Annotated in this window: 24 protein-coding genes; 17 read left to right on the forward strand and 7 right to left on the reverse strand. The window is 37.6% G+C overall.

Going from position 1 to position 25,931, the window contains the following annotated elements:
* Positions 1-13: 13 nt before the first annotated feature.
* The 3 genes from F7731_RS14550 to menC (F7731_RS14560) all read left to right on the forward strand — a co-directional run bounded on the left by F7731_RS14550 (position 14) and on the right by menC (F7731_RS14560) (position 3,244).
* Positions 14-883, forward strand: a complete 870-nt coding sequence (locus F7731_RS14550) for a GNAT family N-acetyltransferase (RefSeq protein ID WP_151535509.1) — start codon at positions 14-16, stop codon at positions 881-883.
* Positions 880-1,989 carry an o-succinylbenzoate synthase gene (menC, locus tag F7731_RS14555; RefSeq protein ID WP_151535510.1) on the forward strand — a complete coding sequence of 370 codons (1,110 nt, stop codon included), beginning with the start codon at positions 880-882 and terminating at the stop codon, positions 1,987-1,989. Before F7731_RS14550 ends, menC (F7731_RS14555) begins: the two co-directional genes overlap by 4 nt.
* Positions 1,990-2,098: 109 nt before the next feature.
* The gene (menC, locus tag F7731_RS14560; protein ID WP_151535654.1) at positions 2,099-3,244 is read left to right on the forward strand and encodes an o-succinylbenzoate synthase; all 1,146 of its coding nucleotides are present in this window, start codon (positions 2,099-2,101) and stop codon (positions 3,242-3,244) included.
* A gap of 93 nt (positions 3,245-3,337) precedes the next feature.
* On the opposite strand, the gene F7731_RS14565 is transcribed toward menC (F7731_RS14560), so the two are convergent.
* The gene (locus tag F7731_RS14565; protein WP_151535511.1) at positions 3,338-4,252 is read right to left on the reverse strand and encodes a tyrosine-type recombinase/integrase; all 915 of its coding nucleotides are present in this window, start codon (positions 4,250-4,252) and stop codon (positions 3,338-3,340) included.
* Between the two features lie 225 nt (positions 4,253-4,477).
* Between F7731_RS14565 and F7731_RS14570 the strand changes: the two genes are divergently transcribed.
* The gene (locus tag F7731_RS14570) at positions 4,478-4,912 is read left to right on the forward strand and encodes a hypothetical protein (RefSeq protein WP_151535512.1); all 435 of its coding nucleotides are present in this window, start codon (positions 4,478-4,480) and stop codon (positions 4,910-4,912) included.
* Positions 4,913-5,000: 88 nt separating this feature from the next.
* Positions 5,001-5,324 (forward strand): hypothetical protein, encoded by a 324-nt coding sequence (locus tag F7731_RS14575; protein ID WP_151535513.1) that lies wholly within the window; start codon positions 5,001-5,003, stop codon positions 5,322-5,324.
* Positions 5,325-5,547: 223 nt separating this feature from the next.
* Here F7731_RS14575 and F7731_RS14580 read toward each other — a convergent pair whose 3' ends face one another.
* Positions 5,548-7,014, reverse strand: a complete 1,467-nt coding sequence (locus tag F7731_RS14580; protein ID WP_151535514.1) for a S8 family serine peptidase — start codon at positions 7,012-7,014, stop codon at positions 5,548-5,550.
* Between the two features lie 386 nt (positions 7,015-7,400).
* Between F7731_RS14580 and F7731_RS14585 the strand changes: the two genes are divergently transcribed.
* From F7731_RS14585 to F7731_RS27090, 4 genes are all read left to right on the forward strand, one after another.
* Positions 7,401-7,784 carry a YolC/YozM family protein gene (locus tag F7731_RS14585; RefSeq protein WP_151535515.1) on the forward strand — a complete coding sequence of 128 codons (384 nt, stop codon included), beginning with the start codon at positions 7,401-7,403 and terminating at the stop codon, positions 7,782-7,784.
* Between the two features lie 1,352 nt (positions 7,785-9,136).
* On the forward strand, positions 9,137-9,316 hold the full coding sequence (locus F7731_RS14600) for a hypothetical protein (RefSeq protein ID WP_151535517.1): 180 nt from the start codon (positions 9,137-9,139) through the stop codon (positions 9,314-9,316).
* A 209-nt stretch (positions 9,317-9,525) separates the two neighbouring features.
* Positions 9,526-9,780: a hypothetical protein gene (locus F7731_RS14605; RefSeq protein ID WP_151535518.1), complete on the forward strand. Its 255-nt coding sequence runs from the start codon at positions 9,526-9,528 to the stop codon at positions 9,778-9,780.
* Between the two features lie 191 nt (positions 9,781-9,971).
* Positions 9,972-10,103, forward strand: a complete 132-nt coding sequence (locus F7731_RS27090; RefSeq protein ID WP_281352374.1) for a hypothetical protein — start codon at positions 9,972-9,974, stop codon at positions 10,101-10,103.
* A gap of 284 nt (positions 10,104-10,387) precedes the next feature.
* On the opposite strand, the gene F7731_RS14610 is transcribed toward F7731_RS27090, so the two are convergent.
* Complete coding sequence (locus F7731_RS14610) at positions 10,388-11,017, reverse strand: homoserine/threonine efflux transporter (RefSeq protein ID WP_151535519.1); 630 nt, start codon at positions 11,015-11,017, stop codon at positions 10,388-10,390.
* Positions 11,018-11,175: 158 nt separating this feature from the next.
* On the opposite strand from F7731_RS14610, the gene F7731_RS14615 reads away from it, so the two are divergent.
* The 7 genes from F7731_RS14615 (at position 11,176) to F7731_RS14640 (ending at position 20,826) form a co-directional block, all read left to right on the forward strand.
* Positions 11,176-12,579 (forward strand): aminotransferase-like domain-containing protein, encoded by a 1,404-nt coding sequence (locus tag F7731_RS14615; protein WP_151535520.1) that lies wholly within the window; start codon positions 11,176-11,178, stop codon positions 12,577-12,579.
* Positions 12,580-13,251: 672 nt separating this feature from the next.
* Positions 13,252-16,731, forward strand: a complete 3,480-nt coding sequence (locus tag F7731_RS14620; protein WP_246197225.1) for a bifunctional 2',3'-cyclic-nucleotide 2'-phosphodiesterase/3'-nucleotidase — start codon at positions 13,252-13,254, stop codon at positions 16,729-16,731.
* 525 nt (positions 16,732-17,256) lie between these two features.
* A complete protein-coding gene (locus tag F7731_RS14625; protein ID WP_246197226.1) occupies positions 17,257-17,673 on the forward strand; it encodes an RDD family protein in 417 nt (138 codons plus the stop codon).
* A gap of 578 nt (positions 17,674-18,251) precedes the next feature.
* Positions 18,252-18,815 (forward strand): glycine/sarcosine/betaine reductase selenoprotein B family protein, encoded by a 564-nt coding sequence (locus F7731_RS14630; RefSeq protein ID WP_151535523.1) that lies wholly within the window; start codon positions 18,252-18,254, stop codon positions 18,813-18,815.
* A 360-nt stretch (positions 18,816-19,175) separates the two neighbouring features.
* Positions 19,176-19,331, forward strand: coding sequence for a hypothetical protein (locus F7731_RS26505; RefSeq protein WP_170289712.1), 156 nt, complete (start codon positions 19,176-19,178; stop codon positions 19,329-19,331).
* Between the two features lie 126 nt (positions 19,332-19,457).
* The gene (locus F7731_RS14635) at positions 19,458-19,769 is read left to right on the forward strand and encodes a histidine phosphatase family protein (RefSeq protein WP_151535524.1); all 312 of its coding nucleotides are present in this window, start codon (positions 19,458-19,460) and stop codon (positions 19,767-19,769) included.
* 304 nt (positions 19,770-20,073) lie between these two features.
* Entirely contained in the window at positions 20,074-20,826 is a 753-nt protein-coding gene (locus F7731_RS14640) for an SDR family NAD(P)-dependent oxidoreductase (RefSeq protein ID WP_170289713.1), read from the forward strand.
* A 208-nt stretch (positions 20,827-21,034) separates the two neighbouring features.
* Here F7731_RS14640 and F7731_RS14645 read toward each other — a convergent pair whose 3' ends face one another.
* The 4 genes from F7731_RS14645 to F7731_RS14660 form a co-directional block, all read right to left on the reverse strand.
* Positions 21,035-22,231, reverse strand: coding sequence for a M20 family metallopeptidase (locus tag F7731_RS14645; RefSeq protein ID WP_151535526.1), 1,197 nt, complete (start codon positions 22,229-22,231; stop codon positions 21,035-21,037).
* Positions 22,232-22,250: 19 nt separating this feature from the next.
* Positions 22,251-23,699 carry an MFS transporter gene (locus F7731_RS14650; protein ID WP_151535527.1) on the reverse strand — a complete coding sequence of 483 codons (1,449 nt, stop codon included), beginning with the start codon at positions 23,697-23,699 and terminating at the stop codon, positions 22,251-22,253.
* 214 nt (positions 23,700-23,913) lie between these two features.
* Positions 23,914-24,270, reverse strand: a complete 357-nt coding sequence (locus F7731_RS14655; protein WP_151535528.1) for a GIY-YIG nuclease family protein — start codon at positions 24,268-24,270, stop codon at positions 23,914-23,916.
* 22 nt (positions 24,271-24,292) lie between these two features.
* Complete coding sequence (locus F7731_RS14660) at positions 24,293-25,048, reverse strand: DUF2087 domain-containing protein (RefSeq protein ID WP_151535529.1); 756 nt, start codon at positions 25,046-25,048, stop codon at positions 24,293-24,295.
* Between the two features lie 240 nt (positions 25,049-25,288).
* On the opposite strand from F7731_RS14660, the gene F7731_RS14665 reads away from it, so the two are divergent.
* The gene (locus F7731_RS14665) at positions 25,289-25,885 is read left to right on the forward strand and encodes an SET domain-containing protein (RefSeq protein WP_151535530.1); all 597 of its coding nucleotides are present in this window, start codon (positions 25,289-25,291) and stop codon (positions 25,883-25,885) included.
* The last annotated feature ends 46 nt before the right edge of the window (positions 25,886-25,931 follow it).

Raw genomic sequence — 25,931 nt, forward strand, 5'->3', positions numbered from 1 at the left:
AGGGAGGTTGACCATGTTGAAAACAGAAGAGATTGAAGTTCGCCCTCTTCATACAATCCAAGAGCTTGAGGATGTAAGAAAGCTGGAAGCAAATATTTGGGGGGAATATGACTCCACTCCTACGCACCAAACAGCAACGGTTGTAAAAAATGGAGGTTTAATACTAGGAGCTTACTGCGATAGACAATTGGTTGGGTTTCAATATAGTTTTCCAGGATTCAATGGGCAATCCGTTTATCTTTGTTCCCATACGCTAGGAATCGATAAAATGTTTCGCAATAAAGGAATTGGAGAAAAGCTAAAGCAAGCACAGCGTAAGGAAGCAATCAAGCTTGGCTATTCCCTGATTACATGGACATATGATCCATTAGAAAGCATCAATGCGTATTTAAATATCGCCAAGCTTGGTGGCGTCTGCACTACTTATATTGAAAACTGTTATGGAGAGATGGAGGATTTTCTAAATAGTGGGATTCCTTCTGACCGTTTTCTTGTTGAATGGCCAGCTCATCAAAAGGAAGCAAAAAGTGATCGATGGAAAGAAACGGACATGAAATTTGTACTCAATAAATCACTGATCCAGTGGGAGACGAATAAGGAAGGGTTGCCTGTCCCCTCTTTTACTCTTCCTCTGCCTGAACAGGAATATGACACAGCCTTAATAGCTATTCCAAAGGATTTCCGTACCATAAGAGAGAACAACATGGAGTTGGCAAGGGAATGGCGAATGATAACAAGGAATATTTTTAGCAAGCTGATGCAGAAAGGATGGCAGGCAACGGATTTTATCAAGAATTCAGAGAAAGACATGCTTGTTCAGTTTTATGTATTTTCCAAGAAACAACAGACCGTTACACGAGAAAAAGGAGAATTGGCTAAATGAAAATAAAAGAAGTGATTTTGCGGCATTTGAAGTTGGACTTGCTACACCCTTTTACAACCAGCTTTGGGACAGAATACGATAGAGAATTTATTCTTGTCGAGGTTATAAGTGATAACGGTATTTCCGGATGGGCAGAATCGGTCGCGATGCTCGATCCTCTGTATAATGAAGAAACTCTGAAATCAAACTGGCATATTCTTGAAGATTACTTAATTCCTATTCTATTGAAAAATAAAATTCAACATCCTGATGAACTCTCCGAAAAGTATTTCAGTTATATTCGTGGCAATTATATGGCAAAAGCAGCTTTAGAAGGCGCAGTTTGGGATCTGTACGCGAGAAAGCAAAATCTTTCTCTCTCAAAGGCTTTAGGGGGAAATAAAAAGAAAATAGAAGTGGGCGTAAGTATTGGTATCCAGGATTCGGTTGATGTGACCCTGGAAATGATTGAATCCCGACTTAAAGAAGGATATAAACGGTTCAAATTAAAAATCAAACCGGGCTGGGATGTCGAATTAATCGATAAGGTACGCAAAGTATATCCTGATATTCCTCTCATGGCAGATGCGAATTCGGCTTATACCTTAAAGGACATAGATCAACTAGTTGCCTTGGATGATTACGATTTAATGATGATTGAACAGCCGCTTGCCTATAACGACATCATTGACCATGCGGACCTGCAGGCGAAGTTGAAAACACCCATTTGCCTGGATGAAAGCATTCATTCATTAGAGGATGCATGGAAAGCGATTAAATTAGGGAGCTGTAAAATTATCAATATTAAGGTTGGTCGTGTAGGAGGCTTAACGGAATCTAGGAAAATCCATGATTTATGCCAAGAACATGGAATTCCACTTTGGTGTGGGGGCATGCTAGAATCTGGCATTGGAAGAGCGCATAATATTGCGATCACTTCACTGCCAAACTTTGTTCTGCCTGGCGATACCGCTGCCTCATCGCTTTACTGGGCAGAAGATATCATTGACCCAGAAGTTACGGTCGAAAATGGAATGATCACAGTTCCAAGCTCACCGGGAATTGGCTATAAGCCGAACTTGACAAACATAGATAAGTATACAGTATATAGTGAAACCTATCGTTAATATTTTCATATCTAGTTGATTTTTCCTTCGGCGCATAAAGTGCAGGGGGAGCTTATCTAAGTGTTCGAAAAACGTGTGGGGGTGGGGAAAAGCGATGAGCAATAACCCAATGAATATAAAAGAAATAATCTTAAGAAAACTAAAAATGAGATTGAAGCATCCATTTACGACAAGCTTTGGTACTTTGCAAGATCGATATATTTATTTAATTGAAGTAGTCGATGAAAATAATTTGAGTGGCTGGGGGGAATCGGTCGCTGGTAATTATCCTTTGTACAGTCCGGAAACGGTTGAAACTACTAGGCATATGCTCGAGGATGTGCTCATTCCCATTCTAAATGAAGCACCCATCTATCATCCGGATGAAGTGAATGGAAGATTTAAACATATACGCGGAAATAATAGTGCGAAGTCGACCATTGAAACGGCCATATGGGACTTATATGCGAAACAGCAAAATGTCACTTTAGCAGAAGCCCTAGGTGGAGAACGGAAGCAGATAGAGGTTGGGATTAGTTTAGGGATCCAAGATAATATGGATGATTTATTGACACAAGTTAATGATTATGTAACCGAAGGCTATAAACGGATAAAAATCAAAATTAAACCGGGCCAGGATGTTGAGGTTATGCAAAAGGTCAGGGACCAATTTCCTACTATCCAATTAATGGCGGATGCTAACTCTGCTTATACATTAAATGACGTAGAAATATTAGCGAAATTAGATCATCTGAACTTAATGATGATCGAACAGCCTTTAGCACATGATGATATTATCGATCATGCTGAATTACAAGCGCAAATAAAAACACCGATTTGCCTAGATGAGAGTATTCATTCTCTAGAAGATGTAAAAAAGGCGGTCCGGCTTAATAGCTGTAAAATTATTAATCTAAAGATCGGCCGTGTGGGTGGATTAACGGAATCAAAGAAAATTCATGATTTCTGCTTAAAAAACAATGTACCACTTTGGTGTGGCGGAATGCTGGAGGCTGGAGTAGGTCGTGCTCATAATATTGCAATTACAAGCCTAGCTGGATTTACCCTTCCAGGTGATACGGCTGCATCTTCAAGGTATTGGGAAGAGGACATTATTGATCCAGAAGTCACAGTGAATGATGGATGCATTCATATCCCTGATCGCCCAGGTATTGGCTATGAAGTAAATCGGGAGAAGGTAGCGAAATACACACTAGAGGAAAAAAGAATTAGCTGTCTTGTTCAATCGGTTTTAATGGGAAATCTCTACAGATGATCTCCCTTATTGAATCCTAAAAATCTCTTTTAGAGAAATAACAATATTTTGTGAAAAGGACGGGAATACTTCCAGTCCTTTTTCTTAATTCATCTAAAACTTAGGCAAAGCATCCACCGCATCCGCTAGATCACTATATGAATCCTTTAAATATCTACTTGTTGTTGCTATATTGCTATGCCCTGCCAATCTTCTTACCTTCTCAATATCATTATTCGTCGCCTTTAACATCCACTTACAAAACGTATGCCTAAACATATGCGGCGTTAATTTCTTCTTCGGTAGACTATAACCCTCAACCATTGTCTGGATCCCCCGAACTGTAAACTTCGATGATCGCTGGCTGTAAAAAACATATGAAGAATCTGCGACATGCAGCTTTTGCCTCGCCATCTTTGCGCGGTAACTTAGCCAGTCCTGGATTTCCGCAAGCAGTGTATTGGAAATAGGAACCGTCCGGACCTTCATCCCTTTTCCTACAATTCGAATACGCTTCAAATCTAAATCAAGATCCGTCACTTTTAAATTGGATAGCTCATCAACGCGAAGGCCAGCATAAGTAAGCAAATAAATAATTGCCCGGTCTCTACGGTACTTTTCCTCCGGATTTACGCCTCTGCTTTTGACGGGTTTCTTCCTTATTATATAGAGGAGATTTTCGAACTCTTCTTCTGTCAGCCACATAATGGTTTCATTGTCCTCATCAGCTGTCTTTAAATCTTGAATATCGCTCATCGGATTCTGCTGCAGCTTTTTATTTTTGATGGCCCAGGAATAAAAACTCCGCAGCGAATTTAGTCTCCGGTTGATGGTTGAAATCGCAAGTGGTTTAATGTCTGTAGGATTTAACATTTCATGGATCCACTTTCGAACATCAGCTGCTGTGACAAAATCATCTGGCCGAATATGTAAATCGTCAAAAAAAGAATTTAGATCATTCGTATAGGAAATAATGGTATTATGTGATTTTCCTTTTTCTTGAAGATAGGAAATATATGCTGAAAACAATTCATTCACGCCCTTCACTTATATGACGAGTTTAAGGTACTCAATAGGGTACTAGAAATTTTTATTTATTTCAGATGGAAAATTTATGTAACATTTATTAGTTTGAAACGTATTAAGGTAAAGAGGCAGGATTAGTAGAAGAAGACGTATTTTAAAAAGTGTGTTGAAATAGTTAATATATGGAGATAATTCAATTCAGCATTTTTGGGGGGAGAGGGAGTTAAGTTGAAGAAAATAATCACTTTATTATTAACAATAATCCTTTTAACAGCTTGTTCAGAAACTACTAAATATGATTACAAATTTAGTGGAGAAAGTGAACATTGGGAAGCTGAATTTTCCTATAAAGGGACAGAAAAATGGATAAAAAAGGACGGAATAAACACTTATTCGAACGAGGATAACTATGAGTTAGTATTAAAATACAAAGGTTCTTTAGAAGAGTTGTCTTCATTACAAAATCTTGAATACTCTTATAATACAAATAGTAGTGGCGGGGGGGAAACTAAGAATTTCACAGAACCCCCATCAACAGTAATATTTTCATCTTCAGGTGCTTCAAAAAGCGGAGCAAAAGTAAGTGAAGATGAAATTATTAAAGTAAATGTAAAATGGGATGACTTTAATGAATCATTTGAACTGCATAATAAAAGTAAGTAACTTTTTTGAACTAACGGGTGCTTTTGTTCAATAAGGCTTTATTATAATCTTCAACAATCGGGCGCGATTGTTTAATAGTTTTCTGAAATTGAGCCAGATTGCGGAACAGAATAACAAGATGCAATACAAGGGGCGACAAATAGAGGGATGGGGGGAAATTAAAATAAATAAGATTCTTTTTTTCTTTTGCAATGTAATAGCCATTATTGGAATTTGTATATTATTTATAACAAGTATACTCAATAAGGTATTTCCAATGTTGGGGAAGACTGCTTTTCAAGCTAGAATGGCGGGAAGCTTTGGTCCAGATGAATATATAATGGATTTTACCCTTATAAATATGTTTGCCATTTTATTGATATTGGTAGCCTCGGTTACGGGGTTTGTGATTTATAAAAAAGGTTTGAAATAATTCTTGGTATTTTTGTTCAAGAAAAGGGCGCAATTCTTGAGCAAAAAATGCGTTTCTTAATGAATTGAGCCATTTAATAAAGCAAAGAAAATAGCCTAATTTCTCAATTTTAATACTGAGAAATTAGGGCTTTTAATATCAGAATTTCCTTAATATTATTCCTGACACTACCTCAAGTTGGCTGTGCAAAGCACCTTCTATAGTGACAATGACGATCATTCGATTAATTACTTTTCATACTCTTTAATGCCCGATAAGCATTTGCTTCCCCTGCACCAAATAATGCATCGTGTCCTTTTTTTCCATAGTCCAAAGAAGTTTGGAAAATACGTGCAGTGATTTGTGAAGGCTTCAAGTCAGGGTTTGCTGCTTTTAAAACACCAGCAATACCTGCTACTTGAGGAGCAGCCATCGAAGTACCTGCATTATAATTATAAGGAGAACCTAAATAAGTTGGCCAAGTACTAAGAATCAAATTACTAGGGTCGATAGTAGTTGGATCATAGGTTTCCGCAAATTTAGCTCCATAATCTCCTCCAGGAGCTGCCACATCAACCGCACCGTTTCCATAGTTGGAGTAGAAAGCGAGCTCCATATCCGTCCATTTTACCGAAGCAGACACGTTAATTACTCCTGGCATTTGAGTTGGTACAACAGTAGCTGGTCCCTTTACACTGATTCCAAATGGTTCATAAAGCGTATTTAAAAAATCGTTTACTTCATTCTTATTAGCCAAGTTTAAACTTTCATTCCCGCTACCCGCTACGACAGTTACATCATTTTTCACAGCATATCGGATGGCTCTCTTCCAAAGTAAAGTTTCAGCCACTGACTTATAACTTTCCCCTTCAAGTATCATTTTCGTATTATTATAGAAACGAAGTGACATATTGATTACATCAACGTTATCATTCGTTGCGGCAATAATCCCGTCGATAATCCAAGCAGGCATCCCAAGAGCTTGTTCCGAATATAGGACACGATATGCACGAATTCCTAAGTCTGGTCCTATTCCTTTTACTTTACCGTTCGCCGCAACGATACCAGCAACATGTGTACCGTGTCCATTACGATCCAATAGATCATTTGGATCTCCTGTTTCCGAATGATCCATTCCTGCTGGAACCAAATTTCGTCCACCAATGATATTATTCTTTAAATCTGGATGTGATAAGTCGATTCCGGTATCAATTATCCCTACAACCGCTTTATGTATCGTATTTCCATCGTTATCCTTATATCCGCCTGTTTCAATTTCATATGATTTTCCAGCATTCGTCACTCTTTGAATGTCCCATTGAGAAGCCCAGTAACTTTCCTCCTGTTGCTGAACAGCAATGGAAGCGAGTGTTTTATTAAGACCAGCTACAGGTTCGTTTAATACGAGTGGAACTTCCCTATTAGCAGCTTCAATGGTTGGAACTTGTTTGAGATTTTGAAGAAAAGTAGGCTCGTTCGACTTAACTTCTACTCCCCCGACTTCTGGAAGAGCTTTAATAACCTCACCGCCGGCATTTCTGATAATTTCTTCATAGTTCTTTGGCAAGTCATTTTTAAAGGCAATCAGATATAGACTATTCACCTTTGGGATGGTATTATTCTCTTCTGCATGGATTGGCGTAGGTACAAATGATAACCCCCCGATGACTAATGCAACAGAAAGCAATGTGCTTAATAAAATTCTTTTCATTTTCTCCTCCTCTAAATTGGAATATCCTGCCACTTAAATATTAGTATAAAAATTGTAAAAATTCCACTTTCTTGACTATAATCTTGCAAACTAATAATTGATTGCAAGTTTTAATAAGCTTTTTACTTCATTGTTAAAGAAATTATTACTATCCTAAAGGAACTTTATGTAAAGTAGGCAGACGAAGAAATGTGCTTTTCTTATTCAGCAATCGGGCGCTTTTCTGAAATAAGGAAGGCGTCTTTCTTCATGAAAAGGGCAATTTAATGGAATAAGACTTTAAACAATGGCTAGTTTATTTGGAAAAAAATCCAAAAATAAATTTCTTTTATTTAAAAATGATACACTTTAAATAGCAAAAAATTGAAATTTGAAGGAGGGTAAAAATGAAAAAGAAGTTATTCGGGATTTTGTTGCTTGCTTTCATAGCTTTAACTATTTTCGTTATTAATGTCGATGCATTTAAAGTTAAGTCACAACCCAATGAAGCAAGTGTTAAGGAAACAACTGTTGAAGTATTACGTAGTGCATGGGATGAATATGGTATGTTCAGTTTTGAGATAGTAGAAACAGATTCCATTATTTCAATCGGCATGGATAAGGCAAAAAGTGAATTTAAACTTCAGGATTACTTAGATAAAAACTTGCCAGAAGAGGCAAAAAGCAAATACAACATTAAAATATTTAAAAAAGATATAAAAGAGTTAGAAAAAGAACATAGAGAAGTAATAGAAAAAGCTTTAATTCGTAAGGATAAAGAAGAAAATTAAAAAACTACTTTTTACACCATCCAATTTTGGCCGATGTTTCCTTAGCGTATGTTTTCCGCGTTTTGCTGGTGGGACCCCTTATAGAAATAATAATGCTATTCCTTTTGTAAGAAATGCACTTAAGCTAACGAAGCAAGATAGTTGAACAGGCAGGTATTTCTGGAAGGACATCGAAGTAATTAATATAGCTGATTGGGGATGTGAGGAAACTTGTTTTATGATAGTTTTGGTTCAGTTATTTATGCTTTATTATTTTGGTGGGGAGCGTTTCTCTTATTTCAAAGAATAAATAATCGCTACCCAAAAGGAAACACTTGGAAAAGGGACATCATCTTAACATTTATCCAAAGTGTAGTAGTTACCTTAATTTTTTCACCTTTATTGGCTATTTTACTTAGAAACTAAATTAAATATCAAATAAAGTCAAAATGAGAAGATGCTAATACTTTATAAGATTATTTGCTTAACAGGCATTCTTTTTTAAACCAGTAGGTTTTATGAAAATAAAGTATATCAACTAACGGGGCTTTACTTCAATAAGGAGTAGGTTTTAAGGAACAATAAAGTTATTTAAAAACGTCAGTCATGTTATTCCATTAAAGGGCGCTTTTCTGGAGTAATGAAAAAGCTAAATTTCTCAATATTAAAATTGAGAAATTTGGCTTTTTACTTTTTGTATTTCTTTTACGTTGTAGATATGCGTTTTTGATGTTGGTACCCCATAAAGTCAATTAAAATAGCGTTTTTGAATGTAACATAAAATGATAAAAAATAGCGTAACACGGAGGAAGAGAACAAGTCTATGATTCTTAATAAAACGAATGTACCTGTTTATTCAAAATCATACATTCAGAAAAAACCCCTTGTTCAAATAAAGGTTTTTTTAGTGCAATAAGAAATTTGGATTATTGTGGTAAAATATTGAAATAGGAGGAAATGAATTATGGCAAAGTATATTAGTGTATTTTTCTTAAGTTTAATGGTAAGTGTAATTTTCTTTTTTTTTATTTGCTAGTGTGTTTGATGGTGGTGATTATGCCGAAGCAGCAATTTATGTATTTGGAACAATAATTGTCATACTGCTCTCATTTTTGATTTCACTAATGTACTATTTAATAGATTTAATAAAAAGGAATTTATAATTTTCTTTTTTCACTAACAGGTGCTTTAATTCAACAGTACGTTGATCTAGATGATATTTAGGAACTTTCGAACCCTTGCTATTACTAGGTTTTGTACTAGTTGAGGTATCGCCAGGAAAGTGCATATTTACAGAGATTAGATTTTGCTGGTTCGTATTACAAATGGTAAAAGTAAATAAAATTATTTGATTTAAATATAGTAGGTGGGATATGAAAAAAGAAGTAATCCTTAGAAACACAATTTTAATTATCATGTTCTTGGGTATTATATACTCTATTTGGGAAGCTATAACTAATTGGGGAAAAGGATTTGCAGGCTTTCTTCCATTTTTGCTTATTGTACCAATAGCTGTATATGGAATTGTACTTTTCCTACCAAGAAAAAAATAATGATAATATGTAAAAAGCTATTCAACAAAAGGGCGCTTTTCTGAAACAAGAAAAGCGTCTTTCTTCATGAAAAGGGCCAAATTGTTGAATAACATCTTAAAGATTGTGAATGTTTTTACTTAAACTAAAGGAGAAGGCTAATACAAGTAGGATTTTTTTTCTTTAACTTGAATACCTTTTGAGATAAGTAATTTTCAAGGGGGGATTAGATGAAAAAGAGTTTACAGAAATTTGGTTATGTTTTATTTATTTCAGGTATTTTTCTATTCGGTTTAATGCATCTGGCGATTGCTTTATTCATTCCTAATTTAACAGGTTGGAGTGACCCACCTGGTAAACTTACAACAGTTCTAAATGAAATAATTGGATGGGTTCCTTATACATTAAGTATAATACTATTTTCAATTGGTGCTTTAATTCTTATTTATGATTTATGGCAAACAAGGCAAAGTGAAAGAAGTTAATATTTTATAGACAGATATATTGATTAAATAAGGGAACTCAATCTTCATTATAGTGCTAACGGGGGCTTTAGTTGAAGATGGAGCTGCGACAGGCTGCTCCTCGTTCTTATTGTACTATATGGCAGGTTAATTCAAGAAGGGAATTGGAAATTTTATGATGAATTAGTAGCTTGAGTGAGAGGAGTATTTGAATGGAATTTATTATAACAATTGGTGTTATTGCGATAGTTATTACATGCTTTTCGATTGAAGTGAAGCTAAGAAAAACAAGTGAGCAAAATAAAGAAATAATTGAATTACTAAAACAGTTAAAAGAAAAATAATAGATTTCCACTTTAACTAAAGGGTGCGTTAGTTTAACAAGACTTGTATTTATGATCTTCAACAATCGGGCGCTATTCTTAAATAAGGAAAGCGTCTTTCTTCATGAAAAGTGCCAGATTGTGGATTATTAGAAAGTGAAACGAAGCTCTAAGTTACTAATTAACGAAGCAGGTTAATTAAACAAAGATGGTTAGTTAAACGTTAAAAACAACGATGATAAGCAGAAAAAACCGTTCAATTTTCTGAACGGAGAAAATCAAATGAGGGGTGTCAGTAAACGAATTTAAATTCCTGTTTTTATGCCAAAACCTATTAGAATTAAGCCAGTTGATTTTTGGAATACCTTCTGGAATTTTGAGTTGTTCAACCACTTTTTTGCGTAATCAACTGTAAAAACGAGAAATAGACACCACAATACAGCGAGTAAGGTGAGGATGAAGGCTAATACAATCAATTGCTGGTTTACATTTTCGTTCAAATTGATAAATTGTGGCATGATTGTTATATAAACTAAAACAGTTTTTGGATTAAGAATATTATTGAGTAACGCTTGTATAAAGGAATCTTTATTATGTCGATTTGAATAATTCGTAGGTGTATTTGCTTGAGCTTGAATTTCTTTTAAAGAAAACACGCTTTTCGCAAAAAAACTTTTGATTCCTAAATAAATCAAGTAGGCGGCTCCCAAATATTTGATGGTGCTGAAAAGAATGACGGACTTTGCAATGACAACAGATAAGCCCAGGATCGCAATCAGTGTCCAAAACGAAAGTCCCATTGCCATTCCTAGAACCGTATAACGGCCGGCTTTTGGACCATAGCTAAGCGTATTCTTTACAAGTAGCATAGTATCTGCTCCAGGTATGATAATCATCATTGCAACGATTGAGATGTATGTTAGTAAGTTATCCATAATATTTCTCCTTTCTCTCTTAGTAGTGGCTATCTCAGTAACCATTCATGTAAGTATAACTGACCCCTGTTTTTGATATGTACTGATTGTAACATCGAAATCGTATGGTTCAAATGCTATAATTGTATGCAAGACAATTTTAAGGAGGTTCAAGCAATATGCCTGTAAATTCATTTGACAACTATCCTATGTCATGGAAACCAGATAAAAAAAGTCTCAATTCCCCATTATATCTCTCCATTGCGAGCTTGTTAGAATACGATATTCTTAATGGTTACCTTAAGCCAAATACAAAACTTCCTCCACAAAGAGAACTTGCAGATTATCTTGATATTAACCTTAGCACCATAACAAGGGCCTTTAAAATTTGTGAGATGAAAAACTTAATTTATGCTGTTACCGGTAGTGGAACCTTTGTTGCACCTAATGCAGGAAAGGCTATTTTTATCGTAGACAGCGAGACAAATAAAAATTTCATCGAAATGAGTGTTGTAAAGCCACTGGATTTTTTCAACGTATTTGTTGCTGAAGCAATTAAGAGTATCGCCGAGAAAAATTATCTGGAAAAGTTATTGGATTATGGACAACCATTGGGAATTCCGTATCATAGAATGGCAGCCAAACAATGGTTACAGCGCTTCAATATGGATGTCAACGTGGAAAATATATCTATAACTTCAGGAGTGCAAAATTCTTTTACGCTGATTTTAATTTCTCTTTTTCAACCTGGCGATAAAATTGCCGTGGATAGCTATACTTATCCAAATTTTATAGAACTAGCAAATATGCTGAATATACAACTAGTCCCTATTGGGGGAGATGTATTAGGAATGCTGCCGGATCAGTTGGATTTTGTATGTAGAAAAACTAATTTACAAGGTATTTATTTGAATCCTTCCTGCAATAATCCTACCGCAGTTACAATGGATATCAATCGAAGGAAGGATATAGCAGAAGTAATTAAGAGGCACAGACTTATACTAATGGAAGATGATACTTATTCGTTCCTAGTTCCGCAAGACTATTTACCGGTATCTCATTATGTTCCAGAACAGTTTGTTTACATGCACGGCATCTCTAAATCCATAAGTTCAGGTATGAGAGTAGGGTTTATAGCTTTTGCAAATGAATTTACCGATAAAATCACTCGTGGAATTTTTAATATTAATGTTAAAACCTCTGCGTTAAATGCGGAAGTTATAACTGAGTTGATTAATACGGGTGTTGCTGATAAAATCATTTCACAAAAAAAAGAGGTTGCGAAAGAACGTAATCTCATATACCAGAAATTTTTTAAAGTTGATAATCCTAATGAAAATCCGCTCAGTTTTTTTCGTTGGCTTCCACTTGCGCATAAGTATCATCCGCAGCAGTTTGAGCAGGAGGTTTTTGCTCAGGGTATTCGTGTTTATCATTCTTATAGGTTCTTTGTTAGGCAAGAGGAACCCACCCAATTTATTCGAATTTCCTTAACGTCTGCCCTAAATTCTGAGGAGTTGAATAGAGGTCTTTCCATACTTAAGAGTTTCTTACTTAACAAAAATGAAGAAAGTAACATATGAAATGCGCCGTACACAAGAACATAAAATCCAGATGTACGGCACATTTCATTCAATTGCAAGTTAATTCATCACTGTACAATGATAAAGAGTAGAAAGTTGCAGTCTTGATAGGGAATTTTTCAGGAGTAATACAATAAACTCTATATAATTTCCTCAACAGGGGCTTTAACCGAAGATCTCTTCCTAAATTTCGAGGATCACTTACTAAGATCGATCTTCAAGAATAGGGCGCTTTTCTGAAATAAGGAAAGCGTCTTTCTTCATGAAAAGTGCCATATTCTTGAATAAGAGAAGGAATTATTAGAAAGTGAATCAAACTTTATTCCAAATCAACATTAGTTTTGATACTGGCCAAGTAGATGGCCAACTTGTAATCGAATATTTTTTAACCAAAAACTATAGAAAACAGACTTTGTATTTGTTTCCATAATTTCCACTCCCTTTTCAGTCTATTACTACTATTTTTAACACGCTATTTTTACACAATATGACAAAATTCGAGCGATGACAGGTACTTTTCACCTAAAACTTTCTACACTTACAGAATAGTGGGATTTTTTTTATGATGAGAAAGCAAGTCTCAAAAACTTTTACCAGGACGGTGAATTAGATTTGGAAAATAGATTCAAACGTAGTGCAAAGAAACTATTGTCAGCAGCTTTAGCGGCTATTTTGTTGGTTTCTTCCGGATTTTTACCACAATCAGCCAATGCTGCTACACAAGGCCCACAGCCAAAAGGAGCGCCGACCCCTCTAGTGGAGCTCCGTTTAATGGAAACAACGGATATACATACGAATCTATTAAACTATGACTATTACAAGGATGCAGAATATTCAAAAGTTGGCCTTGCCAGCACTGCTGCGCTTGTAAACACAGCACGAGCAGAGGTAGAGAACAGCTTATTAGTGGATAATGGCGACCTGATTCAAGGTACGCCGCTTGGGACTTACAAAGCAGTAATCGAACCGCTTAAAAAGAGCGAGGTCCACCCTGTATTCAAAGCCATGAACCAAATGGGCTATGATATGGCGACACTGGGCAACCATGAATTTAACTATGGGCTCGAGTTTCTTGAAGAAGCCTACAACGATGCTAACTTCCCGTTCGTAAATGCGAACGTTTACATCGATGACCACGACGATAATCCTGATAATGATCAAAACAAATTTACCCCTTATCGAATCCTTGACAAAAAGGTTGTCGATGAACAAGGGAAAAACCATGTAATCAAGATTGGCTATATCGGCTTCGTACCACCGCAAATTAACGAGTGGGACAAGGCTCATCTAGAAGGGAAAGTAATCACAAAGAATATTGTCGAAACCGCGAAAAAATTCGTTCCGGAAATGCGTAAAAATGGAGCGGATATCATCATTGCGCTGACCCACTCCGGCTTCAGCGGCAATAAAGACAACACGGAAGATGTGATTTACAGCTTAAGTGAAGTACCAGGAATTGATGCGATTACCTTTTCGCATACTCATAAATTATTCCCGGCAAAAACTGAGAAGGATCTAGATAATCTTTTTAAAGGGGCAGACGGCAAGCTGCTTCCAGGTATAAATAATGCCAAAGGCACCATCAACGGTGTTCCGGCCGTTCAAGCCGGCTACGGCGGCGGCTCCTTGGGCATCATCGACCTTGAACTTGTAAAAATAAAGGGCAAATGGTCAGTAGCGGATTCACAATCTTCTACACGCGAAATTTATGACCCAATCCAAGTAAAACCGGTTCAGTCCATCGTGGATGCTGTGAAAGCGGATCATGCCGCAACAGTAAAATATGTGAATACGCCAATTGGCACAACCACTGATGATATTCACAGTTATTTCGCACTTGTGCAGGATGATCCTTCGATACAAGTCGTCACAAATGCACAAAAGTGGTATGTTGAAAAATACATTGCCCAAAGCAAGCCGGAATACAAGGACCTGCCGATCCTTTCTGTTGGTGCTCCGTTCAAGGCTGGACGCAATGGTGCGGCTGAATATACGGAAATCCAGGCTGGCAAACTCACAATCCGCAGTGCCGGCGACCTCTATTTATATGACAATACATTGAAGGCCATCAAGGTGAAAGGCTCGGTCGTAAAAGAGTGGATAGAGATGTCCGCTGGCAAGTTCAATACCATCGACCCTAAGAAGACGGAAGAACAACCATTATTAAATCCAGGATTCCCTGTTTATAACTTTGATGTCATTGATGGGGTTCAATATCAAATTGATGTTACTGCCCCGGCGAAATATGATAAAGACGGGAAACTCGTGAACCCTGATTCCAGCAGAGTTGTGAACTTAACATATCAAGGTAAGACTGTTGATCCCGATCAAGACTTTATCATTGTGACAAATAACTATCGCGCTGGCGGCGGCGGTAACTTCCCAGGCGTGAAAGGCAGCGAGCTGGTAGTAGATTCTGCCGATGAAAACCGGCAAATATTAATGGATTATATTAGCGAAATGAAGGAAATCACGCCTACAGCTGATCAAAACTGGTCCATTGCCCCTATCGTCGGGGATGTGAATGTCACATTCACCTCTTCACCAGCGGCAGAAAAATATATTAAAGAAGGAAGCAATATTTCCTACACCGGTAAAACGGATAAGGACGGTTTTGGTATTTTCAAACTGGACCTCGGTGTTGCCCCTGTGAAGGTTCAGCTTCTTGGCCTAAATGACTTACACGGCCAGCTGGATACAGTTACAATCGTGGACGGGCGGCCTGCCGGAAGCATGGAATATACGGCTGCAGCCATTAAAGAGCGGAAAGCGACCAATGAAAATACGCTACTTGTTCACGCCGGGGATATGATCGGCGGAAGCCCGCTCGTCTCCGCCCTTTTTCAAGATGAGCCAACGGTGGAAGTGATGGAGGCCATGGGCTTTGATGTCGGAACACTTGGAAACCATGAATTCGACAAGGGCATTGACGAACTACGCCGGATGATTAACGGCGGTGAACATCCAGAAGGAAAAGGAACAAAGGGCTATGATGGAATGAACTTTCCGATTGTAGCGGCAAATGCTTTTGACAAATCAACAGGTGAATTAATTACCCAACCTTATGTGGTGAAAGAAGTCGGCGGCGTTAAAATTGGTTTTATCGGTGTGATTACACAGGAAACTCCTGAAATGATTATCACAAAAGGGAATGAAAACCTGTTAATTACCGATGAAGTAGCGGCGATAAATAAGTACACGGACGAGTTAAAAGCTCAAGGCATCAAAGCGATTGTAGTGCTGGCGCATAACCCTGCCATTCAAAATGGATACACTGATAGGTTTGATGCCTCCAGAATTGCTGAAAATATTGATGATGAAGTAGATGTCATCTTCGCGGGACACAACCATGTTTATAATAATAAGATTGTTAATAACAAGCTAATTGTCCAAGCCTATTCCTACGGCTCTGCTTTTTCCGATGTCGACCTTGAAGTGAACCCTGTAACAGGCGATATTGTTAAAAAGCAAGCGGAAATCGTAACCGTTTTTCAGTCCGACTACAGGCCGGACCCGACCGTTTCCGCGATTATAAAAAAGTATGAGGATTTAGCAGCCCCATTGAAGGCGAAGGTAATGGGCAACAATTTGATCGCCCTAGAAAAAGACTATCCTTCCGCAACTGAAGTATATGGCGATAATGGGCTTGGTAATTTAATTGCAGACGGAATGAAAGCTGCGATGAATGCAGACTTCGCCTTAATGAATGGCGGCGGCGTCCGTGCAAATCTGAATGCAGGCGACGTCACTTTCGGCGATTTGTTTGCCATCCAGCCTTTCGGGAACATATTAAATAAAGTGAACCTAAGCGGTGCTGATTTAAGAGAGGTTTTAAACAACCAAATTACCGACCGCGGTCTCGACTTCCATATCGCCGGTTTCAAATACACCTACACGTTTGACCCTGTTGTGAAAACCGGAAAAGTGGTAGATCTTTTCTTACCGGATGGCAGCAAAATTGATCCGGCAAAAGAGTATTCCGTCGTCGTCAACAACTATATGTACGGCAATACCAAATACGGCATCGGCTCTCTTGCAGACGGCTTGGAAATCGGCCCAGTAGACCTCGATGCCACAGTTGAATTCGTAAAATCACTACCACGACCATTCCAATACCGCGCAGAAGGCCGGATTGAGAAAGTAACACCTTGAGAAAGCAACACATGAATAGTCTATTGGTGTCATGCTATTGGTGTCAGGCACCACTCCTGGACAAATGCTCGTCTCAAACGGACACTACTCTTTCTAATGTAAAATAGACCTGGGGCTGTTTTAAAAGTTGGTTTTGCTGGCTTTTAAAACAGCCTGTTTTTTTTAGACCAGCTGCCTGTTGTGGATTTAAAACAAAGTTTGATAATTAATAAAAAAGTCTGATCGTTTATAAAAAAGATTGATAATTTGTAATAAAGTTTGATCAAAATTCTGTATTAAATTAAACAGGATTTTTCTTTTTTGCTTTTGTTGATGTTGTAAAACTCCATTCGTGTTACTCCACTAAAGGGCCATATAATTGAATAATACCTCCGAATAACACTGAATATTCCTGCCAAATTTTTTGTGAGATCGTGAAAAAGTATACTTAAACTAAATAGGCAAGATTGTTGAACAAGTATTGAGTAAAAAACCAACAAAAAATAGGGGAAATGTTAAAATGTAGAAGAGAGAGGAGAGCTTTTGATGGATAAAAAACCAGCAGGCTTTGGTGTAAGAATATTAGCGGATTTATTTGACTTTTTCATTCTTACTATTCCAATTTCTTTGTTGTTCTTTTGGGTAAAAGGACAATATTCATATAATTGGACATCGGGTTGGACTTGGCAAGTTATTTACACTCTATATTTAACCTCAGTACCCTTGGTATGGAGTGGTTATGTAATAGGGAAACGTATTTTTAAAATAAAGGTAAAACGAACGGATGATGATAAATTAACATTTAAAAATATGTTTTTAAGAGAAGTTGTAGGGAAGATTATTTTAGTGTATGTAACAATTGGTTTATCCAGTATTGCCAGCATTATTATGGTGATATTTAGGGAAGATAAAAGGGCAGTACACGATTTAATCGCTGGAACCTATGTTAGTTATGAAAGATAACATTCGGACCAGACGAGTGCTAAATTAGCAGTCGGTTCTCGAACTAACAGGGGCTTTTGCTCAATAAGACTTTATAGTAATCTTCAACAATCGGGCGCTTTTCTGAAATAAGGAAAGCGTCTTTCTTCATGAAAAGGGCCAGATTGTTGAAAAAGCTTTTTGCGTAGAAGAGCCATTAAGTGCAACAAATTTTATACTATATAATTGTTTATATGGTTTGATTTTGATTACTTTACTCGTTCTCAGTGGAGAGATGGTCGTTTTGACCCAATTGAATATGTTCGCCATGCTGCTCCATATGATGCTAATTTCATTATTCTTTGGTATCAAATGTTACATGATTCTGACGATGGTGCAATCGGAAAGAGAAACATATTCTCCTGCATCGGGGACTTGGCACCCGGTTTCGTCGAATAACAAATAAAAGCTGAATTTAAAGTATTACCTGTAATTTATAGAACCTATCTGATGATAGGTTTTTTTATTAAATCCTCAAAGCCATGTCACAAATCCCCCTCCTATTTCGTACCTATGTGTGAAAGATAAAACAGCTTGAAAATGAAAAGGAGGCATATTTTATGGCAAATATTCATTCATCTTCCAAGGTTGGCTTTGGTAGAAGGGTAGCATTCACGCTTGCTCAATCGAAATTGATGGGTAAATTGGTGGAGAAATACCCCAAATTAATGGATCGAATCAGTATGAAAAGTATGAAATTGGGCAGAGAAAGGAGTGGAGATGTTCCCTGGACTCCATTAAAAAGGCCGATTGAGGAAAGTCGGGTGGCTCTCATTACCACGGGAGGCATCATCCTGAAAAGTCAACCCCCATTTGACTTGAACGATTCCAAGGGGGATTGCTCCTATCGTGTGATTCCCTCAGATACACCCTCAAGTGAAACGGTGATCAGTCATTTATTTTATGATCATAGCGATGTAAAGGTTGATTTGGAAATCATGTTCCCTTTAGCCACTCTTCACCGCTTGCAACGGGAAGGTAAAGTAGGAAGTATCGCTCCGCGTCACTTCAGTTTTCAGGGAGGAATTCATGATCCCTCTCCGTTGGTTGAAAAAACAGGACCGGAAGTTGCGCGCAGTCTTGTGAATGACAAGGTGGATTTGGCCATTCTGACTCCTGCCTGAAGCCACTGTCATCGGTCCGTGGGACTGATCGCACGAGAATTGGAAAAGCAGGGAATAGCGACAATCACAGTAACCCTGTTACCCGAAACGACAAATGCTTTGGGAGTACCCCGATCGATTTATTTCCCCAACAAACTGGGGAGTCCGATCGGTCGTGCCAACAGAAAGGAGGAACAGTACTCAGCTTTGTTACAATGTTTGGATGCATTGGGCAAAGCAAAAAAAGGGGAGATGATCACCGGGACGAGATGAATCGACCTCGTCTCAACGGATAGAATAGCTCTATTGGACCAAAATTTGAATTAAAATATGGAAAAGAGTGTAATGCAGGATGCTCACAAACAAATGGGTGTGCTTTGAATGCCGGACGGCTCTGAACCTGAACATCTTCCACCTGATGATGATATGACCAATTTGGCTGATATGACCGAAGTTTACTCTTCTTATAAATCGGCTCTTTTTTCGCTTGCTTTTCGTATGTTGGGAAGTGTGACCGATGTAGAAGACATCGTGTAAGAAGCTTTTTGAATTTGAATCAAGTTTCTTTGCATTCGATTCATCATGTGAAAAGTTATTTATGGAAGGTCATAACAAACCTTAGCATTGACTTCCTGCGTTCTGCCCGAAAGAGGAGAGAAGTGTATGTCGGCTCCTGGTTACCGGAACCGATCATTAACGGCGGATCCGGCAGACCAGGTGATTGCCAATGAAGGCGGAGAGTCCAGTCCACAAGCGATGAATCGAATTGTTGAGGTTGTAGAAGAAGCTTTTAGCAGAAACAATAATAATACAGTTATTGTTACACATGGAAATTTAATGTCATTACTTTTAATGTTTTTTAACAAGGATTTTAGATTCGATGATTGGAAAAATCTTAGTATTCCTGACGTATTTCTTTTAATAAACGAATGTAATAAAGTAACTTTTCAACGAGTATGGAAAAAAAGATACTAATAATGTAAAATGTGTAGTTATGTAATTAAGTAAACGGATGCTTTAATTCAATAGCAATCTTCCACCATCGGGCGCTTTTCTTAAATAAGGAGAGCGTCTTTTTTCATGAAAAGGGCCAGATAATTGAATAATACTTCGAAAGTAAAATTCATTTTTATGTTAATAAAGGTTGTGAAGTAATGTACTTAAAGTAATGAGCAATTTATTGGCATTTGTACATAATCTTCAGTAAATTATAAGGCGTGGAATACATTAATTATAATTTTAAGATTATTATTGATTACATAGGATGGAGGTCATATTTATGAAGCCATTACAGAATAAAGTGGCAATAGTAACCGGAAGTAGCAGAGGGATTGGTGCAGCAACGGCTGTTTTACTAGCGAAAGCAGGAGCCGATGTTGTAATTAATTATCATAGTTCTGAAAAAGAGGCTTTAAATGTTCTTGCAGAGGTAGAAACAATCGGTCGGAAAGGGAAGGTTGTACAAGCTGATGTCAGAACAACAGAAGGCGTAAAGACTCTAGTTGATGAGACGATTCGTGAATTTGGGAAGGTTGATATTCTCATAAATAATGCAAATATTAACTTTGCATTCAAACCTTTCACAGAAATGAGTTGGGAGGAGTTCTCCTATAAGTTAAATAACGAAATGAGCTCAGCTTTTCATTTGTGCCAAGAGGTAGTTCCCTATATGGAGAAACAAGGGGGAGGAAAAATTGTTTTAATATCCAGTACTCTATCTCGAACTCCATCACATGGATTCATTGCTCATGGCACAGCCAAAGCAGCTATTACAACATTTGCTAAATATTTAGCACAAGAACTGGGACCCAAAAATATTGTAACCAATGTTATTTCTCCTGGTTTAGTTATAACGGATGCAACAAAGGATCAACCTGCAGAAACGCATGAGATGCTTAGAAACTTAACACCATTACAACGTTTAGCAGAGCCCGAAGATATCGCTGGAGCTATTTTAAGTTTGGTAGCTAACTGGAACGGGCATATAAATGGTGCTTATATTCCTGTTAATGGTGGAATTGACATGAGCTAATGTAAAACAAGAAAACGAAACAGCAAAAGATGTGTTAATCCAAAATGAATATTGTTAAGAAATATATTTTAACTAACTTAGTTGTTCAATTATAGGGCGCGATTGTCGAACAACAAAATCAACCATTTTATATGTATGTTGCTATATAATCGCGCTCCTTAAAAATATGGTCTAAAGGCTCTTACTGCATTATTCAGAAGGAATGCTTTTAAGCTTCGCTCCCATCACAGTAAGATGCCACAACAGTAGCCATCGCTTTGGCACTAATGATAAGGCTTTTTTCATTAATATTAAATTTAGGATGATGATGTGGATAGGCTTCACCTGTATCAGGAATAGCACCTACATAGAAGAAGCATCCTGGTACTTTTTCAAGATAGTAAGCAAAATCTTCTGAAGGTGGCTGTGGAGGTGTTTCCAAAACAGCCTCTACTTCTGGGATGGATGCTTGTTCCAGAGCTTGACGCACATGTTCCGTTACTTCAGGATCATTATATAGGACGGGGTAGTCATTCTTATAATCAAGAATGGATTTTACTCCATATGAAGCTTCTAATCCTTCCGCAAAAGCACGCACACCTTTTTCTATGATCTCCCGTGTCTCAGAAGACATGGATCGAACATCACCTTCAATTGTCACCGCATCTTTGATGACATTGAAGGTCCCTTTTCCATCCAAATTACCAATGGTAACCGAAGCGGTATCAAATGGGTTGATACGGCGGCTAACGATTGTTTGGAGATTCATGACGAATGAACATGCTGCGACAATCGCATCATTTGCTAGGTGAGGGGAGGATCCGTGTCCACCTTTACCTTGAACAACTAATTTAAAATAGGATCTACCTGTTTGTGTGTTCCCGCTTCTGTAATAAATATGACCTGTTTTCATCGTGCTCATTACATGTATGCCGATGATTGCATCTACACCATCAAGGACCCCTGCTTTAATCATGCCGATTGCACCACCAGGAGGAGCTTCTTCTGCTGGTTGATGAAGCACTCTAATCGTACCTTTTAATTGATCTTTAAACTCTGCTAACGTCTCAGCTAATACCAACATGTAGGCTGTATGGCCATCATGACCACAAGCATGCATAACGCCTTCATTTTTTGAGGCAAAAGGCAGACCGGTTTCTTCCTTGATTGGCAAGGCGTCAAAGTCAGCACGAATGGCAATCGTTTTTCCTGGCTTGGAACCTTTGATGGTTACAACAATTCCACGCTGTCCTCCGAAATTAGTCTCCACTGAATCTACTGGGACTTCTTTATAAAAATCAGCAATATATTTTGCCGTTTGTTCTTCTTGGAAAGAAAGTTCCGGATGTTCATGAAGAAAACGGCGAATCTCAATGATACGGTCTTTTTTATCATCTAATTTCTTCATTAATTCGTTCAGCAGCATCTGTCCATTCTCCTTTCACTTAATGACTAGGCTCTGGTTCTCGTTGACCAGGAGTTGGGATGTTTACTTGTTTTCCTGTTTTTTCGGCTCCCGTTTTTCCTGCATCTCCAGGAACTAAAAATAGAATGGAAAGAATGGAGAGAACACCGAATATGACGTTTACGATAATTCCAGCTGTTGCAGCCATTGCAATGCTTCCGGCTGCGGAAATGGCCCCATAAACAGTTGCTGATATTGCAACGCCGAACGCTCCGCCAAGTGAACTCGCCATTTTGTAAACCCCCGCAGCTGCTCCAACTTTGTCTGAAGGGGCATTAGAGACAGATGTGTCCGTTGATGGAGTCGCATACATTCCAAGTCCAAGTCCAAATAGCACAAAACCAATGAAAACGGCTACTGTATATGGGAAATCAGATAAGAAGGTGAAACCCATCAAAGCTACACCAATAGTCGTTATGAGAGCTCCCCAAACCATTGGCTTTTTTGCGCCAATTTTTTGTAAAATTTTCTCACCGACGCGAATCATGGCTAGTACAACTACTAAATAACCAAGAGAAAGCATGCCTGATTGAAGGGCACTAAAGCCTCTGCCTACTTGAACATAAGTATTTGCTACGACAAGCGTACCAGCAATGGCGTTTAACAGGAAATTGGATATAGTTGCTCCAGAATAGGGTTTGTTTTTAAAAATTGAAAAGTCAATTAGAGCGATATCTTTACCTTTTTCAACTTTATAGAACACGATTATTCCAATAATCACCACGATTGCAAGAACGATTGTAATTAGACTTGTCCAACCTAAAGCGGAACCATAAGTGATAAATATGTTTAATGCAAGCATAGTGATAATAAAAATGACCAATCCAGAGTAATCAAATTTAAATACACCTGTCGATTCGCCTTTACTTTCTGGCGTATCTTTAATCAGCCACATTCCAAGTAAAGAGAATATAATAGAAAAAATGAAAATCCATCTCCAGCCCATATATGTTGCGATTGCACCACCTGCAAAGGAAGCAGCTCCAGAGCCACCCCAAGATCCGATAGACCAGAAACTTAGAGCACGTTGACGTTCAGCGCCTTCAAAATAAGCTTTCATGAGAGCGATTGTTGCAGGCATAATACATGCGGCTGATAGTCCTTGAAGGACACGACCGATGATCAGTAAAACAGCTCCCTGTGTTACCACAAGGCACAGAGAGCCGACAACACTTAGAATTAACCCGATATAGGTCATTTTTTTTCGACCAATTTTGTCTCCTAATCCTCCAGCAGCAACGATGAACAACCCTGAGAATAATGCACTTAAACTGATGGCAATATTTAATGTGCCAAGGGAAATACCTAAATCTTTTTGAACAGCCGGAACCACATTGACCACTGACTGAGCAAATAGCCAAAACGAAATAACTCCGAATACAATCCCGGTAATCATTTTATTTGTGCCTTTATAGCTTGTTGTTTCCATGATTAAACCTCCATTATTAATTCAGGTGTGATTGATCGCTTCCTGTATAATATTTGCAGTTTAGTTCCAAGATACTCTTCAGATTAATAAATCCTTACTATGTTAAAATGAAAAATCACTTTTTTTGGAAACTCATATTGAATAATAAACAAAAAAGACGCCTTCGTATTTAAGAAGTGCGTCCTAAGTAGGGTATAAAAAAACTTTATAAGATTTAACGAGCCTTTCTCACATTATACCCTTGTTCTTCATACGGCTGAAGTTGATCTAACCATTTCGACACGAGCTCAGCTAATGCTTCTTTTTCGTTGAAATAAGGATCGTCTTTCTTTTTGAGAACTTCTAAAACATCAAAAGTAAATGCCTCTTTCCCAAATTTGTTCCATTCTTGCTGAAGCGCTTTATTGATATGGGTACCTGATTCAAGCATGAATTTCTCCCCGTTTAACGTTTTGAAATTTCTTGAGCTGTTAATAAAAATCTTTTGATTTTTGTTGTTTTTAATTTGATAGACTCCAGCTTTAATGGGGATCTCTTTATATTGTTGTTTTAATTCTTTTTTCCGGTCCATGATTATAACCTGCTTTCTATCATTATTTTTTCAGCCAATATTGGCTTCCGTCAGGCTTCCTGTCTAAAAAGCCGTATTCAATTAAATATCTTCGAATCATGGCATAATCCTCATAAATGGCTTTCAAAAGTTGGTTAATTGCCTTTTCATCATAGGCTCGTTCCCCCTCGATTTGCGTTGCAATTTCTCTCAGGACGATCAGACGCTGCTTTTCTTTTGGAGGGAATTTTTTTAATACTAAGTTTGGGCCTTCTGTAAAGAATTTCGTTAAGATTTTTTCTTGTTCTTCTTCAATTATATCGTATCGTTCATCCACCATTTTCGCTGTTTGATGGGGAGCTATAAAGGCTGGCGCATATTCGTCCTTTTCTTTCAAAAGTTCCATCATTGTCAAAAAGACCTTTGCTTGACGTTCCTTCTCTTTTAACGCAAAACGATGGTGCCTAATGGTTGAAGTACTGCCAATGCCCATTTCCTGCTGAACTTCTTTATCGCTTTTCCCCTGAAAAAATAGCTGAAGAAGCTGGTTTTGATGATCAGTAAGACCCGTAAGTCTCTTATCCATCCCGATTAAGTATTCAAATACGGACTGATGGGTACGCTCAATGTGAATTCGCATATACCGTTCCGCTTCGTAAAGCACATTATTGTAAGTATAAACAACTCCCTTTTCCACTTTTTCGCCACATAACAGGCATGTATAGGAAGCTTTTTCTTGAATATACCCTCGTTTAAGCTCATCTAAAGAGGCATTCCAAAAGAGATCAGATATTTCCATTTACACAAACACATCCATTGAAAGTTTATTTATTTATAAACGGTTTATAATAATGTTTATTCATCTCAACCATAATAATATGGATTATTATCATTGTCAATGACATTTAAACATACATGTTTGTTTATGAACAAACGAAGTTATTAAATGTTTGCTATTTTTATTTTAAAGCGGGTTCCTCAACAAGTATGTCCCGCCTGAATAGAATATTAGTATTAAAATAAGAAGGGGGAATGAAATTTGCTGCTCCCGTATACAAAACTTCGCTATATTAATGATCAGGTAGGTTTTGGGGTTGTTGCGACGAAATTTATTCCAAAGGGCACGATCACATGGGTATTGGATGAGTTGGATTATAAGCTGGAACCGGAGTTTGTAGCAAAATTGGACAAGCATAGGCGCAAATTTATAAATAAGTATTCTTATAGAAATCGAGAGGGAAAATATATTTTCTGCTGGGATCTTGGAAAGTATATGAACCATAGTTTTCATGCGAATTGTATGGCAACAGCCTATAATTTCGAAATTGCTATTCGAGATATTCTTCCCGGTGAACAACTAACAGCTGATTATGGAACTTTAAATATTGGTACACCATTCGAATGCGTACCAGAGAAAGGAACCACGAGGAAGATAGTTAAGCCTGATGATCTTTTATATTTTTACAAAGAATGGGATCAAATGGTGCTAGGGGCTTTAAAACATTTTAATGATGTCGAACAACCGCTCATTAACTTTATCGATCCAGAGATAAAGGAAAAAATTACTTTCTCCATCAAGAACAATATTCTCCTAGATTCAGTTAAAAGTAATTATTTTGATCGTTCTTTAAAATAGAAACAGTAAGTGTAAATGAGAAGAAAAACCGCCCGTATTTACGGGC

The organism is Cytobacillus depressus (genome assembly GCF_008923245.1).
In the GTDB taxonomy this organism is placed as follows: Bacteria; Bacillota; Bacilli; order Bacillales; family Cytobacillaceae; genus Cytobacillus; species Cytobacillus depressus.

Coding starts and splice junctions, on each gene's coding strand:
- F7731_RS14550 (WP_151535509.1), top strand. CDS start 14: ATGTTGAAAACAGAAGAGATTGAAGTTCGCCCTCTTCATACAATCCAA.
- menC (WP_151535510.1), top strand. CDS start 880: ATGAAAATAAAAGAAGTGATTTTGCGGCATTTGAAGTTGGACTTGCTA.
- menC (WP_151535654.1), top strand. CDS start 2,099: ATGAATATAAAAGAAATAATCTTAAGAAAACTAAAAATGAGATTGAAG.
- F7731_RS14580 (WP_151535514.1), bottom strand. CDS start 7,014: ATGAAAAGAATTTTATTAAGCACATTGCTTTCTGTTGCATTAGTCATC.
- F7731_RS14585 (WP_151535515.1), top strand. CDS start 7,401: ATGAAAAAGAAGTTATTCGGGATTTTGTTGCTTGCTTTCATAGCTTTA.
- F7731_RS14600 (WP_151535517.1), top strand. CDS start 9,137: ATGAAAAAAGAAGTAATCCTTAGAAACACAATTTTAATTATCATGTTC.
- F7731_RS14605 (WP_151535518.1), top strand. CDS start 9,526: ATGAAAAAGAGTTTACAGAAATTTGGTTATGTTTTATTTATTTCAGGT.
- F7731_RS27090 (WP_281352374.1), top strand. CDS start 9,972: ATGGAATTTATTATAACAATTGGTGTTATTGCGATAGTTATTACATGC.
- F7731_RS14610 (WP_151535519.1), bottom strand. CDS start 11,017: ATGGATAACTTACTAACATACATCTCAATCGTTGCAATGATGATTATC.
- F7731_RS14615 (WP_151535520.1), top strand. CDS start 11,176: ATGCCTGTAAATTCATTTGACAACTATCCTATGTCATGGAAACCAGAT.
- F7731_RS14625 (WP_246197226.1), top strand. CDS start 17,257: ATGGATAAAAAACCAGCAGGCTTTGGTGTAAGAATATTAGCGGATTTA.
- F7731_RS14630 (WP_151535523.1), top strand. CDS start 18,252: ATGGCAAATATTCATTCATCTTCCAAGGTTGGCTTTGGTAGAAGGGTA.
- F7731_RS26505 (WP_170289712.1), top strand. CDS start 19,176: ATGCCGGACGGCTCTGAACCTGAACATCTTCCACCTGATGATGATATG.
- F7731_RS14635 (WP_151535524.1), top strand. CDS start 19,458: ATGTCGGCTCCTGGTTACCGGAACCGATCATTAACGGCGGATCCGGCA.
- F7731_RS14640 (WP_170289713.1), top strand. CDS start 20,074: ATGAAGCCATTACAGAATAAAGTGGCAATAGTAACCGGAAGTAGCAGA.
- F7731_RS14645 (WP_151535526.1), bottom strand. CDS start 22,231: ATGCTGCTGAACGAATTAATGAAGAAATTAGATGATAAAAAAGACCGT.
- F7731_RS14650 (WP_151535527.1), bottom strand. CDS start 23,699: ATGGAAACAACAAGCTATAAAGGCACAAATAAAATGATTACCGGGATT.
- F7731_RS14655 (WP_151535528.1), bottom strand. CDS start 24,270: ATGGACCGGAAAAAAGAATTAAAACAACAATATAAAGAGATCCCCATT.
- F7731_RS14660 (WP_151535529.1), bottom strand. CDS start 25,048: ATGGAAATATCTGATCTCTTTTGGAATGCCTCTTTAGATGAGCTTAAA.